Source organism: Bacillus sp. FSL H7-0578 (assembly GCF_038630855.1).
Classification (GTDB): Bacteria; Bacillota; Bacilli; order Bacillales; family Bacillaceae; genus Bacillus; species Bacillus safensis.
This window is the reverse complement of the sequence record NZ_CP152045.1, coordinates 2,957,942-2,973,431: the sequence shown is the minus strand read 5'-3', so window position 1 is coordinate 2,973,431 and position 15,490 is coordinate 2,957,942. Positions and strand designations below refer to the sequence as shown.

Sequence of the window (15,490 nt, the reverse complement as noted above, 5' to 3'; positions counted from 1 at the left end):
CTCCCCCATGTTTTATGATGAAGAAAGAGAACAAGCAGGGGGGATCAATGATGGCGTATTATGGAGCAATTGAAGCTGGGGGTACAAAATTTTGTTGTGCAATCGGCAATGAGCATGGAGACATCTTAGAGGAAATGACGATTCCGACAGAGCACCCGGAGAAAACAATACAAAAGCTCATTCCATTTTTTGAGCAGCATGACATTGCAGCATTAGGGGTTGGCTCCTTTGGACCCATTTGTGTTCAAAAGGATGATCCTTCATACGGTTATATCATGAACACGCCAAAAGTGGAGTGGAAGCATTATCCGTTCATTCCTGAGCTTGAGAAGCAATTAGGTGTCCCAGTATCCTTTACAACCGATGTCAATGCTGCAGCACTAGGTGAATTAACAAAGGGGGCAGCCAAAGGGCTAAGCAGCTGTTTGTATATCACGGTCGGTACAGGCATTGGTGCGGGAGCTGTTGTGAAAAATGAGCTTCTACACGGCCATTCACATCCTGAGATGGGACATATCCTTATCAGACAGGATGAATCGGATTCGTTTGCAGGTATCTGTCCGGCACATGGAAATTGTTTAGAAGGACTGGCAGCTGGACCAGCGATTGAGAAAAGGTGGGGGAAACCTGCCAAAGAGCTTACGAAGGAAGAAGCAGTTTGGTCACTTGAGGCGGATTATTTAGCGCAGGCGCTTATGCAGTACTCGCTCATTTTAAGCCCAGAGCGCATCATCATGGGCGGAGGCGTTATGAAGCAAAAGCAGCTATTCCCACTAATTCGTGAGAAGCTGGCTGCTTATGTCAATGATTATGTGGACCTGCCGCCGCTTGATACATACATTGTCTCCCCTGGACTTGAGGACAAGGCTGGCATGACAGGTGCGCTGCTCTTAGCCATCGAAGCAAAGAGAAACGCCTGATAATAGAGTTTTGAAGTACAACATGAGATAATGAAAGAGATGGAATCTATAAAAAAGGTGGTTGTTAAAATGGTCAAAAGCTTGAATGATACCGTAACATTGAATAACGGAGTCGAAATGCCTTGGTTTGGTTTAGGTGTATTCAAAGTGGAGGACGGCAATCAAGTGGTAGATGCCGTAAAAGCAGCCATACGAAACGGATATCGCAGCATTGATACGGCAGCTGTTTATAAAAATGAGACAGGCGTAGGAAAAGCGATTAAAGAATCTGGCGTGAAACGAGAAGACTTATTTATTACGTCTAAAGTATGGAACACAGATCAAGGCTATGACAAAGCGCTTGAAGCGTTTGACGCAAGCTTAAACCGATTAGGTCTTGATTACTTAGACCTCTATTTGATTCATTGGCCTGGACCAAATGCAGATACATTTAAAGACACATGGCGCGCACTTGAGAAGCTTTATAAAGACGGGAAAGTCAGAGCCATTGGAGTCAGCAATTTCTACATTCAGCATTTAGAAGAGCTGTTAAAAGATGCTGAGGTTGTTCCAGCTGTGAACCAAGTTGAATTTCATCCGAAACTGACACTTGTTGAACTGCGTCAATATGCAAAGGAAAAAGGCATTCAAATTGAGGCATGGTCTCCGCTGATGCAAGGGAAGCTATTAGATCATGACGTATTGAAAGACATTGCTGCACGCTACAACAAATCTGTTGCTCAAGTCATCTTGCGCTGGGATCTGCAAAGCGGTGTTGTGACAATTCCTAAATCAATCAATGAAGAACGCATTAAACAAAATGCAGACATCTTTGACTTCGAGCTTTCCAAAGAAGACATGGAAAAAATCGATGCATTAAACAATAACGAACGCGTCGGCTCAAATCCAGAGACAATGACGGTTGGGTTTGAATAAATAATAAAATCCTCTTTCTTATATGAGAAAGAGGATTTTTTACGTACTGCTTCGGCGCACAGCCAAGAGCATGATAAAAGATAAGATCACAATACAAATCGTCCAGGCCCAAGCGAGCTCCATTCGTCCAGAATCAATCGCCACATAGATAGCGGTTGGAAGAGTTTGCGTTTTTCCTGGGATGTTGCCGGCAAACATTAAGGTCGCCCCGAATTCCCCAAGGGCTCTGGCAAAGCTGAGGACGCTGCCTGACAAGAGGGAAGGCAGGGCAAGTGGTACTGTAATATAGGCAAAGACTTGGAATGAATGAGCACCATCTACTTTTGCAGCCCCTTCAATGTCTGACTCAATCGTAGAAAATCCAGCTTTTGCTGATTGATACATAAGCGGGAATGCCACAACCGTTGATGCAATTACCGCCGCCCACCATGTGAAAATGACCGGCTGGTGGAAGATCCATTCAATCACGCCTCCGATCATGCTATGCCTTCCGAATATGACGAGCAATAAAAACCCTACAACCGTTGGCGGGAGGACAAGCGGCATCATCAAGAGTGTTTCTACGATCATTTTCCCCTTAAATGATGTTCGCGCCATCCAATAGCCAATCATTGTACCAAAAACAGTTGCCAGCAGCCCGCTCACAACGGCAACTTGCACGGACAGCCAGATGGGAGATAGAAATTCTTCAGTCAGCATGGGCATTATGTCACTTGAAAGCCGTACTTTTTAAAAATGGATTTGGCTGCTTTTGATTGTAGAAATTGAAAAAAGGACTTGGCTTCCTCTAAATGTTCTGTCCCTTTTACGATCCCTACTGGGTAAATGATCGGGGAATGCATGTCCTGATTGGCTTCAGCCGCAATCTTTACTTTTTTGGAAACGAGGGCATCTGTCTTATACACAACACCTGCTTCCACATTTCCTGTTTCTACGTAGCTTAAAACCTGCCGTACATCCTTGCCGTACACAGTATTCTTTTTCACTTGATCCCAGATGTTCAGTTTTGTAAAAATCTCTTTGCCGTATGTACCAGCAGGAACGGATTCAGGGGTGCCAAGAGCAACCTTTCCTTTTATGTGCTCGACATCTTGAAAGCTTTTAATAGAGGAAGAGTGATCTTTTGGCACAATGAGTACAAGCTCATTTTGGATGGCATCCTTGATAAAATGTTGATCGATGTCTCCAGATTTCACAAGCTCATCAAAGGGCGCTTCAGCTGCTGAGAAAAAGAGATCCGCCTTTGCCCCTTGTGCAATTTGCTGCTTCAATGCGCCGGATGACCCGAAATTATTTGTTAATGTCACATTCGGATGCTCATCGTTAAAGGCAGATTCAATTTCTTTAAGTGCATCCTGAAGACTTGCCGCAGCTGAAATGACAAGCTCTGTTTTTTTGGTTGTTGTATCCGATGACTTCATCTCTGTTTGACACCCGCTCAGGAGCAAACAGATGGCGATGAAGGCGAAGAACGTATACTTCATGTTCACACCTCTTATTATTCAATATCATCTGTATCCTTTATTATAAGCAAACTTATTTGACCATTCATAGGCTTTCAGTAAAAAGAGAAAAGAAAAAGCCGCCAGAAGGCGGCTTTTATTGCTGATAAAAACGGAGCAAATTCCCATTGATCACTTTGTCTGATAAGGAAAGCTCTTTATTGGCTTTTTCGATATAAGGCTGACACACCTCATCCTGTTCAACAGGTTCTTTTGTTTTTTGATCATAGCAGGTGTTCTTTGTATAGAGATAATCATCTGTAATAAAGTTCCCGTTTCTCAAAACAGCAAAAGGCGTCCGTTCGTTTGAAAATAAGTCATTGCCAAATTGAATGGCATCCTTCGTTTCAATACCGAGTAAGTGCAGGAGTGTCGGCTTCACGTCGATTTGCCCAGCTGTTTCAGAGATTGTCTGCGGTGCTTGATCTGTGACTCCCGGAATGTAAATCAAAAATGGAACACGCTGCAATTTCACAGCATCATACGGTGTAATCTCATCTTTTTTGAGCAGCTCTGCCATTGCCTGATGATGTGCCTCGGAGATGCCATAGTGATCTCCCATGAGAACAAACATTGTATTGTCATAAAGTCCTTCTTCTTTCATGCGGTCAAAAAAGTTCTTAATGGCTTCATCCTGATAGCGGACGGTCGTCACATAGCGGTTTAAAATGGCGCTGGACGAATCATATTCATCAATCAATTGATCCTTTGGATCAATTTCAAATGGAAAGTGATTGGTCAAGGTAATGAACGTGCTGTAATAAGGCGCCTTCAACTTTTTTAAATAATCAATGGATTGGTCAAAGAAGTCGATATCCTTTAAGCCCCAGCCAGTTGAATTCTGTTCATTGACCTGATACGAATCGACATCATAAAAGCGGTCAATCCCAAACGCTTCATACATCACATCACGATTCCAAAACGTTTTATTATTCGCATGAAATTGGACGGATTGATAGTTCTCTTTTTTCAACTGCTTGTATAACGTGTCGTATTCGTTGTCACTAGCTGTGAAAAAGACAGCGCCGCTGCTAGATGGATAGAGGGAATTTGCGACAATAAACTCTGAATCCGACGTCTTCCCTTGCTCAGTCTGCTGATAAAATTCATCAAAATAAAAACTCTTTTTAGCGAGTTGATTTAAAAAGGGGGTGATGTATTGTCCATTCACCTTTTGATCAACGACAAATTGCTGGGTTGATTCGAGTGAAATGAACACAACGTTCTTGCCTTTAGCAAGTCCAAAATACTCTTCGTTTGGTGCACTGTAATCAGCTTTTGTGTAGTTTGCTACGGTTGAAAGTGTATCTTCATCTGCAAAGGCTTTTTGTCCAATACGCGCTGTTTGGGCAGCGCCGTCATACAGGTGGAACTGGAACAGCCCAAGGTTTCGAACAATCACTTCTCGATCATAAGAGCTTGTCAGAAAGCGAGGGTGATCCAGCATGGCTGAACTGACATGAAACAATAGAAAGCTGCAGCACACGGCATAATATGTTTTGATCGTCTTGAAGGAGGCTTTTGGCGCTAAAGGTTTGCGCTTTAACAGCCAAGCCAGCACCACGAAATCAATGAGCATCAGCAAGAACAGCGGGTGGAATAATTCTGTCATACTGCTGCCCATATCTCCCATGTTTTTCGCTTGGAATAATACAGGGATCGTAATGAAATCAATATAAAATCCATAAAAAATCGTATTCGATATGAGAATCGCCGTCAAAATCAAATTTGCGGTCAATAAAAAAAACTTTTGCTTCGTTTCATTTAAAAAAAGAGCAATCCCAAACAAAGGGAGCAAAAAGCTAAGTGGATTGATCAAAAGCAGCCATTCATGAAACAGATTGGCTGTTCGTATGTGAAATCCGAATTGATAAATGATGTATGTTTTCATCCACATGAAGAGGATGGAGTACACTAAAAACCAGTGATCTTTGAAAAACGCTTTCATTTATGTAGCTCCTCACCATTCTGTATTCAGCTGCAAGGCAAAAACACTTATCTTAAACCTACTAAAAAAATGAGGAATGATCAATTCATATCCTGTGTTTTTTGGAAATCTCTTTTTGATTCATTAGAATGGGATGGATATGCCGCAGATGACAGCGATGTAATAGCAGGTAACGACGGTAAGAGCAGCCAGTACGACTTGTTCTCCTGCGCTGCCTGTTTTGACATAGAAGGGAAGACGCACTTTAATAGAAGCTGGAAATAAAAATTTAATCCCGTTCACTGTTCCTGCATCCAGGATGAGATGGCTTGCCATCCCGACTAGTAAACCGATACTTAGGCTGTCATTTGGAATGTATGTTGTCGCTAGAAAATAAATGATCAGCAAAAATAATAAACTGTGTGTAAACGTGCGATGACCGAACACACTGCTGATCAGCGCCGAGAGCAGCGGGAATTTTCTGCCGATCTTACTTTTTGTATGGCAAAGGTCAGGGATCAGGGCACCTGCTGATCCAGCGGCAGCCATTATCACTGGGTCGAATCCATAATAGTAGGCAACGGCAGTGGAGGCGGCAATTCCGCCCATGATGTGTGTTTTTCCTGTCATGATGCGTACTCCTGTTCTATCTTAGTTCAAGTACTCACTATATCAAGGGTGGATTCATTCAGCAAGGCTTATTTCTAAAGAAAAAGAGGCCAAAAGGGTTGGCTGAATGGAAAAACATTCTATAATAAGGGGGAAGTCATGTTGATACTAACGATAAGGATGCGATTCGGATGGGTAATGCAGACATTTTAAAAGAAATTGTTCTTGTACATTATGAAGTCAGCCGTAAATTAAACCGCAAGTTACTTGAGTTAGAGAAAGACATCACGCCTCCGCAGATATATGCTCTTTCTATTTTGATACAAGGAAAAGTATCACATGCTGAAGAGCTGAAGCAAAGACTCTCCTTAAACCCTGGTGCAGCCTCTATTGCGCTCAATAAATTATGTGAGCAGGGTTATATTCAGAGAGAACGGGACAAGGACGATTCATCACTTGTTCGTTTAGAAGTCACGGAAAAAGGGATGGCGATTTATGAAAAGCATACACGTCTTTTCGGAAAAGTGATTCAGCATATGATGTCAGACTTCACAAAGGAAGATTTAAAAACCTTTCTGTCGTACTTGCAAAAAATGAGACAGACCTTTCATGATGATTGAGCCTCTTCCCTTGAATAAGTCTGAGCGCTGTAGCACAAATTAAACAGGCAATCGCATTTTATGAAAAGGGAGGAAACAGCGATGTCATTTTTCCAAAAGGATAAAAAGGCGAAAAGTGAGAAAGACCATCAGCAGGTAGATCAGCTGTTAGAGGAAGCAAGTAAAGAGCTAGCAGGCGACCCGCTTCAGGAAGCTGTACAAAAGAAGAAAAACAACCAACAATAAGCAGGTAAAGGGCAGAGAAACACTTCTCTGCCTTTTTTCTATGTTTTTCCCTTTGACAGATGTGAGAATGTTTGATAACCTTCGTGTAGTAAAAATGAATAGAAATCCTCACGCTATGTCTCAGTGAGGTAGAGGTTGCGCGGATGATGAGTCACTCATAGGAGAGATGGAATCGTAGATCATGAGAAAAAAGGCATCAGCGCCGAAGTGTAAAGAGAGCTCCAACTTTCTTTATGCTGGGTCTGCATTGAATAAATGCAGGACTGCCACGTCTTTAAAGCGTGGAGGGCTATCCGGAGATCAAGGTGTATGTTTTGAAAAGCATGGACTTTTGTTCAGGCTTTTTTTTATGTTCTGAGTAACAAAAATAAGGGTATGCTGTTAAAAAGGTAATCCATGATGAACATAAAGAATGCAAGTCATTGCTTCACAAATATATCAATGAAGATACTGCCGGGTCTGGTCCAAAGTGAATAAAACGGAGGTACGGAAATGGAACAGACAAAAAAATGGGGTTTTTGGTTATTGACGGCCTTTGTCGTCGGAAATATGGTAGGTTCAGGCATCTTTATGCTGCCAAGTACGCTTGCCCAGCACGCCAGTCCTTTAGGTGTGACGATGGCATGGCTTGTCACAGGCGGCGGTGTGCTGATGATTGCGCTTGTATTTGGGCATTTGTCCATTCATAAGCCGCAGCTGACGGCTGGACCACAAAGTTATGCAAGGGCGCTTTTTAAAGATCCGAAAAAAGGGAAAGCGGCCGGTTTTACAATGGTTTGGGGATATTGGGTGGCAAGCTGGATTAGTAATGTCGCGATTATTACAAGCCTTGCTGGTTATTTAACGACTTTTTTCCCTATTCTCACCGTGAAGACTGAGGTTTTTACCTTTGGAAAAGAAGCGGTCACACTTGGCCAGCTCATGACGTTTATCGTATGTACTCTTCTTCTATGGGGAACACATACCATTTTAATCACAAGCTTAAGTGCTGCGAGTAAATTGAATTTTATTACGACCTTTTCGAAGGTGCTTGGATTTGTCCTTTTTATTGTTGCGGGATTATTTGCTTTTCAAACGGCATTATTTGAACATTATTACTTCCCGGTTGAAACAGGCGGGGAAGGAGTGCTCGGACTTGGAGGCCAAATTCATCATGCGGCTATTTCCACACTATGGGCATTTATTGGGATTGAATCAGCTGTCATTTTATCAGGAAGAGCATCCTCACAGCGTGATGTGAAACGTGCGACGATTACAGGTCTTTTAATCGCACTTTCGATCTACATGATTATCACATTGATTACAATGGGCGTTCTGCCGCATGATCAATTGCAAGGCTCTGACAAACCATTCGTGGATGTGCTTCAGCTTATTATTGGGCCGGCTGGCGGAATTGTCATGGCACTGCTGGCGATTATTTGTTTGTTTGGTTCGATGCTTGGCTGGATTTTACTTGGTTCAGAAGTACCGTATCAAGCAGCAAAGGCTGGTGATTTTCCAGCAGTATTTGCAAAAACAAACAAAAAAGGAAGCCCTGCTTTCGCTTTGACTGTTACAAATATTATGTCACAGCTGTTTATCTTCTCTGTGATGTCACGTACGATTAATGAAGCTTTTACCTTTTTAACCACATCAGCGACACTTGCGTATCTTATTCCGTATATTGTGTCTTCCATCTACAGCTTTAAGGTCATCATGCAAGGTGACACATATGAGCTTCAAAAAGGAAATCGAACAAGAGACGGTATCATTTCACTTGTTGCGATGGGATATTCAGCTTGGGTCATTATTTCAGGAACAGCCGACTTGAAAACTTTTGGTCTTGGAATCGGTCTATTCTTAGTGGGTATTTTGCTTTATCCACTTATGTCAAAAGGATTTGCCAAAGAAACGGTATAAGATAAGGAAGACGTTTCTCCATCTCTGGAGAAACGTTTTTTTATGATGCAGATGTCAATCGGTCCACAATGAACTCTAGCTGACCTTCTAGTGACACTGGGTCATTAAAGAAGTAACCGACGGGATCTATTTCAAATACATGTTTATTTTTGACGGCAGGAAGTGATGTCCAAATGCTGCTTTGATACACTTGGTCACCATTACTTTTTGAGCCGCTCCATGGACCTGTGAAAATATAGTCGCCTGCGAATTCTGGCAGCTTCTCAAGAGAAATGTTTGCATAACCGACACCGTTGTCGATCGCTTCTTTTTTGACGGCCTTCGGTGCTTTTAATTTCAGCTCGTCATAAATGATTTCGCCCCCGCGGCCGAAGGTGTTTCCAAAAATATAAATACCTTTATCAAATGGCGATACGATCGAAACCGTTTTGCTGCCGACCGCTTTTGTTACCTTTGGTTTCACCTCAGCAATTTTGGTATCCCATTTCGTGATCCATTCTGTTGCTTTTTTTGGTGTACCTGTCATTTTACCGAATTCTTTTAACTGGTCTTTGAAGGAATATTGGTTGTATTTAACCGCTACAGTTGGGGCGATTTTTTTGTATTGATCAAACTTCTCGTCTTCTCCCCATGCAATAATCATATCTGGCTTCAAAGCGGCTACCTTTTCGACTGATGGGGTTCTTCCGAGATTTTCCACTCCATCTGTTTTCCCTTTATAAAAAGGGTTTTTAAAGATGGGTGATGTTGTAGCAACCGGCGTCTTGCCGAGCGTGACGAGATCCCCGTAATAGCTTTCTGCAAGAAGCACTATTCGTTTCGGATTTTTCGGTAGCTTCACTTCACCTTTGGCATCCTGATATGTGATCATGTCATTCTTTTTCGCTGCAGATTGTTTATTTGAAGTGCTGCCGCAAGCGGCTGTAAAGATCATAAGGATGGATAAAGAAATCAAAAGAAATCCAGTTCGTTTTTTCACAAAAGTTCTCTCCTATTCACTTTCCTTTGATAATGATTCTCATTTTCAATTTTATCGTAACATGGTAGGAACAAAAATGCATCGGCTAATTTAGAACCAAAAGAAAAATGATGAAATTCTCACAGTTTTTTGCCGAAAATAAAGAAATTTATCAGAACAGTGATTTCAAAAAGAAAAGAAAGTGATATACTAGACTTCGAGATTGATAATCATTATCACTAATACAGAATAGACATGAACGGAAAGGAAGAGACTGGTTTTGGGCTCACAATCGAATAAACAGCTGCCAGCCAGCGATGATACGATCGATATTGTCACGAAGCCTTTTGGAACAGCAGCTGTTATCATCATAGGAATGATCGCTTTAGCATTTGGTCTTTTTTTATCAGTATCATTAGGAGCGGCAAACATTCATCTACAGACTGTATGGGAAGCCGTTTTTCATTTTGATCCACATCAAACTTCACATCAAATCATTCGGGAATTGAGGCTGCCGCGTACAGTTGGAGCTGCCCTCGTCGGTGCCTTTTTAGCGGTATCAGGTGCCATTATGCAAGGAATGACAAGAAACGCGCTTGCGTCACCTGAGATTATGGGTGTGACAAATGGCTCCGCATTTGCGATTGCCATTGCATTAGCATTTTTCCCTGGCCAATCTTCTTTTACATTAATTCTTTGGTCATTTGTTGGAGCCGCACTCGGTGCCTCTATTGTATTTGGTGTCGGTACTATGTCAAAAGGGGGGCTGACTCCTGTAAAGCTCGCACTAGCTGGTACAGCGGTTGGAGCACTTTTGAGCTCCATCTCCTCAGCCATTGCCATCCGTTTTGACGTCGCTCAAGATATGAGCTTTTGGTATGCTGGCGGAGTAGCAGGTGTGAATTGGAGTAACATTCATATCATCATTCCAGTTGCCATTGCAGGACTAATCATTGCAATGATCCTTGCCCGTTCGATCACGGTTTTGAGCTTAGGTGAAGAACTGGCGAAAGGACTTGGACAATATACAAAAACGGTCAAGGTGCTTGGTATATTGGTTGTTATTCTTTTAACGGGTGCTGCCGTGTCGGTAGCAGGCTCTATTGGTTTTATTGGGCTTGTGATCCCTCATGTCACTCGATTCTTGGTTGGAGTGGACTACCGCTGGATTATCCCATGCTCCGCTATTTTAGGGGCCACTTTGTTAATTTATGCAGACATTGCTGCAAGACTGGTCAACGCTCCGTTTGAAACGCCAGTCGGTGCCATTACAGCGATTATAGGCGTTCCTTTCTTCTTATACTTAGCTAGACGTGAAAGGAGCGGGATTTAAATGGAAATGGTGCAGCAAGCAAAGAAAAAGAAATATCAACGAACGATGCTCATGATCTTTTTCGCGATCGTAGCTGTGTTTCTCATTAGTTTAAATACCGGAGAAATTCGAATCTCTCCGATGGATACATTGAAAACACTTTTTGGATTCGGAAGTGAAATGGATGAACTCGTATTATTCGAGTTCAGGCTTCCAAGAATGGTCATCGCTTTACTTGTCGGCGCTTCTATCGCTGTATCAGGAGCGATTTGGCAAGGTGTTTCTCAAAATGGTTTAGCTGACCCGGGTATTCTCGGTGTCAATGCCGGTGCTGGTTTTGCCGTTGTGCTATTTATCTTTGCATTTCAAGGCACGATGACAAATTTAGGTGATTTTACGATTTTTGTACTGCCGCTTTTCGCGTTCGTAGGTGCAGGCTTTGCTGCATTTCTCATCTATGTGTTAGCGTGGAAAAAAGGCATCACACCTGTTCGATTGATTTTAACTGGTATTGGTGTGAATGCTGCGTTTTCAGCAGCAATTGTGGTCATCCAGTTGAAAATGAGCCCAAATGATTTTAACCAAGCCATCGTGTGGCTATCTGGAAGCATTTATGGCTCGAGCTGGACGTACGTCTTATCTGTTCTGCCATGGATGCTGATTTTCCTTATATTAGCGCTTGTCAGATCACGCTACTTAAACATTATGAATTTAGGTGATCAGCTGTCCTATGGATTGGGCATTTCTGTTCATAAAGAAAGAAGCCTTCTCATGCTGATTGCCGTTGCATTAGCAGGTGCGAGTGTTGCTGTTGCAGGAAGTATCTCTTTCCTAGGATTAGCCGCACCGCACTTAGCTAGAAAGCTTGTTGGGCCAAAGCATCAAGGAATGATACCGGCCTCCGCGCTGATTGGCGCGCTGTTATTATTACTGGCAGATACAATTGGCCGCGTCATCCTTGCACCATCAGAAGTGCCAGTTGGCCTTGTCGTTTCTGCTTTAGGCGCACCTTACTTCATTTACTTATTGATGAAATCGAACTAATGAGGAAGGAGAGACAACATATGAAATCACTCGAAACAGAAAAGCTTTGTATCGGTTATCAAGACCGTTTGATTGTAGAAGATTTGAATGTCAGTATCCCAAAAGGCAAGGTGACAACACTGATTGGACCGAATGGCTGCGGGAAATCAACCATTTTAAAAACGATGTCTCGTATAATGAAATCCAATCGAGGAGCTGTTTACTTAAATGGCAAGGCTATCCACGAGACGCCGACAAAAGAAATTTCAAAACAAATGGCGATCTTACCGCAAACGCCCGAAGCACCAAGTGGATTGACAGTGTATGAGCTCGTGTCATATGGACGTTTCCCGCATCAAAATGGGTTTGGCCGCTTATCAAATGAAGATAAACGAATCATTAGGTGGGCACTTGAGGAAACGGGAATGATTGCTTTTCATGATCGGCCAATTGAAGCACTTTCCGGTGGACAGCGTCAGCGTGTATGGATTGCGATGGCACTTGCCCAAGAAACAGAGCTGCTCCTATTAGATGAACCTACAACGTATTTGGATCTTGCACATCAGCTCGAGATTCTTCAGCTGTTAGAACGCTTAAATAGGGAGCAGGGCCGAACTGTGTTGATGGTCATCCATGATTTGAATCATGCGGCGCGTTTTTCACATTACATGATTGCCCTCAATCAAGGGAAAGTCATAAAAGATGGTACGCCTCATGAGGTCATGACCAAAGATGTACTCAGTCGGGTATTCCATATTGATGCAGAAATTGTGCTTGATCCTAGAACGAATAAGCCGATCTGTTTAACATATGACTTAATGAATCATGAACGAAAGCTAGAAGCTGTGAATGGATAATAGATGTATAGGAACCCGGTGCAGCTGCCGGGTTTTTTTGCATGTTTAAAACTTCCTAGTCCTGCCATTTTCTCCAGTTGATATTTTTTCGCTTTTATGCAGAAAAGAGGTACTTTTTTACTTTAGACAATGGTAATATACGGTTAGAGATCATGCTAGAAAGGAAAGAGATGCGTGGAAACAGCAAAAATATTGATTGCAGATGACGAAGAAGCAATTGTGAAAATGGTTGAACGCGTATTAAAAAAAGAAGGATTCAAGCATATTTATAAAGCCTACCATGCAGATGAAGCATTAGATATTGTCAAAAACGAGGACATCCACCTCTTACTTCTAGATGTAATGATGCCCGGTAAGTCTGGCTTTGACGTTCTGCCTGAAATCAGAAAGTTAACGAAAGTGCCTATTTTCTATTTAACTGCAAGAACGTCTGATGTCGATAAACTGACGGGCTTTGCACAGGGGGCAGATGATTACATCACGAAGCCATTTAACCCGCTTGAGCTAGTGGCTAGAATTAAGGCTCACCTAAACCGAACATATATCTCCTTACAGGAGGAGCAAGAAGACACTCAAAGCCAATATCATTATGCCCATTTCTCCTATCATCCTCATGCAGCCGAATTGAAAGTAAGAGGAGAGGTGACGGCATGCTCTGCTCAGCTTCTTTCTTTGCTGAAGTACTTTTGTGACCATCCGAATGTGGTACTCTCAAAAGATCAAATCTATGAGAAAGTATGGGGCGTCCCATCATATGGTGATAACAACACTGTCATGGTTCATATTCGAAAGCTGAGAGAAAAGATTGAATTAGATCCGAGTCAGCCAGAATATATTGTGACGATCCGTGGTATGGGATATAAATTTATACCGCACCCTGCAAAGGTCCTTCAATAATTTATGAATTTACGAGCAAAACTTTTCTTTCACTTTGTCGGACAAATGTTTATTGTGATTGCCATTCTGACGATCGGCAATACGTTCTCTGAGAACTTATATTTAAATAAATACTATGAGAACATGACCGAAACTGGTTTAACAAAAGCTGATGGAGATACACTCATGAGCTGGCTTTATTTTAACGAGGATGGAAAAATGGAAGCCGACGATCAGCTCAAGCAAGCAGTAAAAAAAAGAGACGGCTGGCTGCAAGTGATTGATTCAAAGAAGAATACCGTTTATAGCTATCACCGCCCTAAATCAATTCCAACGTCTTATCAAAAGGATGAAATGATCAAGATCTTTGAAAAAAGACAATTTAAAGATTACAAGATGTACTTCTGGCCAATTGAGATTGATCAAGAAAGTTTTACTGTGTTATATGGGTTCAAAACGAACAGCACAAAGGTAGCCAATTATCTGAAACAGCACGAGAAAAATTTGGCTGCATTATCTCAATATTCGGTTGAAACGAAAGAATTCTTGAAGAGAATGAATGGATCGGTTCATTTGTTCAATGACGAAGGAAAATATTTAAAAGGCATTCGAGCCAACACCGATTTGAAACATAACGTAACAGATGTTGAACTGCTCAAGTATCAATCGAAGCCTTGGGAGTTTAGAAGTGATCTGTCTTATATGAAAGTGAATAAAAACCTGTATATTATTGTTTCGGTACCAAATAAAGTATACAGCCCGGACGAGCTTTACGATAAAGAGAGAGACGCTTTAAATCAATATACAACCATCTTAATTGCAGGTCTTGCACTCACTATTATTATTGTCATGACATTATGGTATTCGTATCGTTATGGGCTGCCAATTTATCACATTATTCGCTGGCTGATTTTCTTATCAAAAAATAAATTGCAGGAACCAACAAATAGAAAGGGAATTCCAGTCAGCAAAAATAAAAAAGGCCGTATTAAACGGGAATACCGATTATTTGAGGATATCCTAAAAACAATGGAGCAGCTTACACTTACATTAAAAGAGAATGAAGCAAACCGAAGAAAAATTCAAACCACAAGGGAAGAATGGATTGCAGGATTGTCTCATGATTTGAAAACGCCTCTAAGTACGATATACGGCTATGGACTCATGCTTGAATCCGATCAATATCAATGGTCCAAGGAAGAAGTCATGGAAATGGGACAGGTGATTCGTGAGAAATCAGAATACATGTCGACACTGATTGAGGATTTAAACCTCACGTACCGATTGAAGAATGGTGCCCTGCCTATTAATCGGAAACCGGTTGAACTCAGTGAATTTTTAGCTTCCATTATGGACGAGTTTTCAAGAAGCTCTTCATCTGAGGATTATCCATCCTCCTTTGAAGATCAAACAGATGGTGTCATATTTGAGATCGATAAAGCATGGTTCAGACGAGTGATTGAGAACCTGCTGGCGAATGCAGTGAAGCATAACGAAAAAGGCACACATATTACAGCTGTTTTATCTGAAACAAATGAAGAAGTTCGAATCGAAATGAAAGACAATGGCCGCGGAATGGCACAGGAAACGGTGGATCACCTATTTAACCGCTATTACAGAGGGACAAATACAAACGATCCAACGAACGGAACAGGTCTCGGGCTTGCGATAGCAAAAGAGCTCGTCTTGCTGCATGACGGTGACATTCAAGTTGAAAGTGAACTAGGCATTGGAACAACTATTGCGATTATCCTAAAAAAATCATCACCTGTAAAATAGCCAAAAAACGATTTTCTTTTCTAAAGGAGATCGTTTTTTCCTGTTTTAGGATTGAAATCAATTTTGTA

General features: G+C 41.9%; 15 protein-coding genes and 1 riboswitch. Of the genes, 10 read left to right on the top strand and 5 right to left on the bottom strand.

Annotation, left to right across the window (positions count from 1 at the left end; genetic code table 11):
• Positions 1-50 precede the first annotated feature (50 nt).
• Together MHB41_RS15370 and MHB41_RS15365 are read left to right on the top strand one after the other, a co-directional pair.
• A complete protein-coding gene (locus tag MHB41_RS15370) occupies positions 51-920 on the top strand; it encodes an ROK family protein (RefSeq protein ID WP_034280908.1) in 870 nt (289 codons plus the stop codon).
• A gap of 69 nt (positions 921-989) precedes the next feature.
• Positions 990-1,835: an aldo/keto reductase gene (locus tag MHB41_RS15365; protein ID WP_039181397.1), complete on the top strand. Its 846-nt coding sequence runs from the start codon at positions 990-992 to the stop codon at positions 1,833-1,835.
• 39 nt (positions 1,836-1,874) lie between these two features.
• Here MHB41_RS15365 and modB read toward each other — a convergent pair whose 3' ends face one another.
• The 4 genes from modB to MHB41_RS15345 form a co-directional block, all read right to left on the bottom strand.
• Positions 1,875-2,540, bottom strand: a complete 666-nt coding sequence (gene modB, locus MHB41_RS15360) for a molybdate ABC transporter permease subunit (protein ID WP_065215167.1) — start codon at positions 2,538-2,540, stop codon at positions 1,875-1,877.
• Entirely contained in the window at positions 2,540-3,319 is a 780-nt protein-coding gene (gene modA / locus MHB41_RS15355) for a molybdate ABC transporter substrate-binding protein (protein WP_046313201.1), read from the bottom strand. Before modA ends, modB begins: the two co-directional genes overlap by 1 nt.
• Before the next feature lie 115 nt (positions 3,320-3,434).
• Positions 3,435-5,285, bottom strand: a complete 1,851-nt coding sequence (locus MHB41_RS15350; RefSeq protein ID WP_061110085.1) for an LTA synthase family protein — start codon at positions 5,283-5,285, stop codon at positions 3,435-3,437.
• Between the two features lie 123 nt (positions 5,286-5,408).
• The gene (locus tag MHB41_RS15345) at positions 5,409-5,894 is read right to left on the bottom strand and encodes a metal-dependent hydrolase (RefSeq protein WP_034280902.1); all 486 of its coding nucleotides are present in this window, start codon (positions 5,892-5,894) and stop codon (positions 5,409-5,411) included.
• 170 nt (positions 5,895-6,064) lie between these two features.
• On the opposite strand from MHB41_RS15345, the gene MHB41_RS15340 reads away from it, so the two are divergent.
• The 3 genes from MHB41_RS15340 (at position 6,065) to MHB41_RS15330 (ending at position 8,617) form a co-directional block, all read left to right on the top strand.
• Entirely contained in the window at positions 6,065-6,493 is a 429-nt protein-coding gene (locus MHB41_RS15340) for a MarR family transcriptional regulator (protein WP_034280901.1), read from the top strand.
• 81 nt (positions 6,494-6,574) lie between these two features.
• Entirely contained in the window at positions 6,575-6,718 is a 144-nt protein-coding gene (gene sspJ / locus MHB41_RS15335; protein ID WP_034280900.1) for a small acid-soluble spore protein SspJ, read from the top strand.
• A 121-nt stretch (positions 6,719-6,839) separates the two neighbouring features.
• A riboswitch (Lysine riboswitch) is annotated at positions 6,840-7,018 on the top strand.
• A 192-nt stretch (positions 7,019-7,210) separates the two neighbouring features.
• Positions 7,211-8,617, top strand: a complete 1,407-nt coding sequence (locus tag MHB41_RS15330; protein ID WP_034623868.1) for an amino acid permease — start codon at positions 7,211-7,213, stop codon at positions 8,615-8,617.
• 40 nt (positions 8,618-8,657) lie between these two features.
• Here the strand turns inward: MHB41_RS15330 and MHB41_RS15325 are convergent, their stop codons facing one another.
• Positions 8,658-9,596, bottom strand: coding sequence for an iron-hydroxamate ABC transporter substrate-binding protein (locus tag MHB41_RS15325; RefSeq protein ID WP_340900008.1), 939 nt, complete (start codon positions 9,594-9,596; stop codon positions 8,658-8,660).
• Positions 9,597-9,855: 259 nt separating this feature from the next.
• Between MHB41_RS15325 and MHB41_RS15320 the strand changes: the two genes are divergently transcribed.
• The 5 genes from MHB41_RS15320 (at position 9,856) to MHB41_RS15300 (ending at position 15,422) form a co-directional block, all read left to right on the top strand.
• Positions 9,856-10,908, top strand: a complete 1,053-nt coding sequence (locus MHB41_RS15320; RefSeq protein ID WP_024423451.1) for an iron ABC transporter permease — start codon at positions 9,856-9,858, stop codon at positions 10,906-10,908.
• Positions 10,909-11,931, top strand: a complete 1,023-nt coding sequence (locus MHB41_RS15315; protein ID WP_048237425.1) for an iron ABC transporter permease — start codon at positions 10,909-10,911, stop codon at positions 11,929-11,931.
• A gap of 20 nt (positions 11,932-11,951) precedes the next feature.
• Positions 11,952-12,767, top strand: coding sequence for an ABC transporter ATP-binding protein (locus tag MHB41_RS15310; RefSeq protein WP_024423449.1), 816 nt, complete (start codon positions 11,952-11,954; stop codon positions 12,765-12,767).
• Positions 12,768-12,941: 174 nt separating this feature from the next.
• The gene (locus MHB41_RS15305; RefSeq protein ID WP_024423448.1) at positions 12,942-13,664 is read left to right on the top strand and encodes a response regulator transcription factor; all 723 of its coding nucleotides are present in this window, start codon (positions 12,942-12,944) and stop codon (positions 13,662-13,664) included.
• Positions 13,665-13,667: 3 nt separating this feature from the next.
• A complete protein-coding gene (locus tag MHB41_RS15300; RefSeq protein ID WP_024426036.1) occupies positions 13,668-15,422 on the top strand; it encodes a HAMP domain-containing sensor histidine kinase in 1,755 nt (584 codons plus the stop codon).
• The last annotated feature ends 68 nt before the right edge of the window (positions 15,423-15,490 follow it).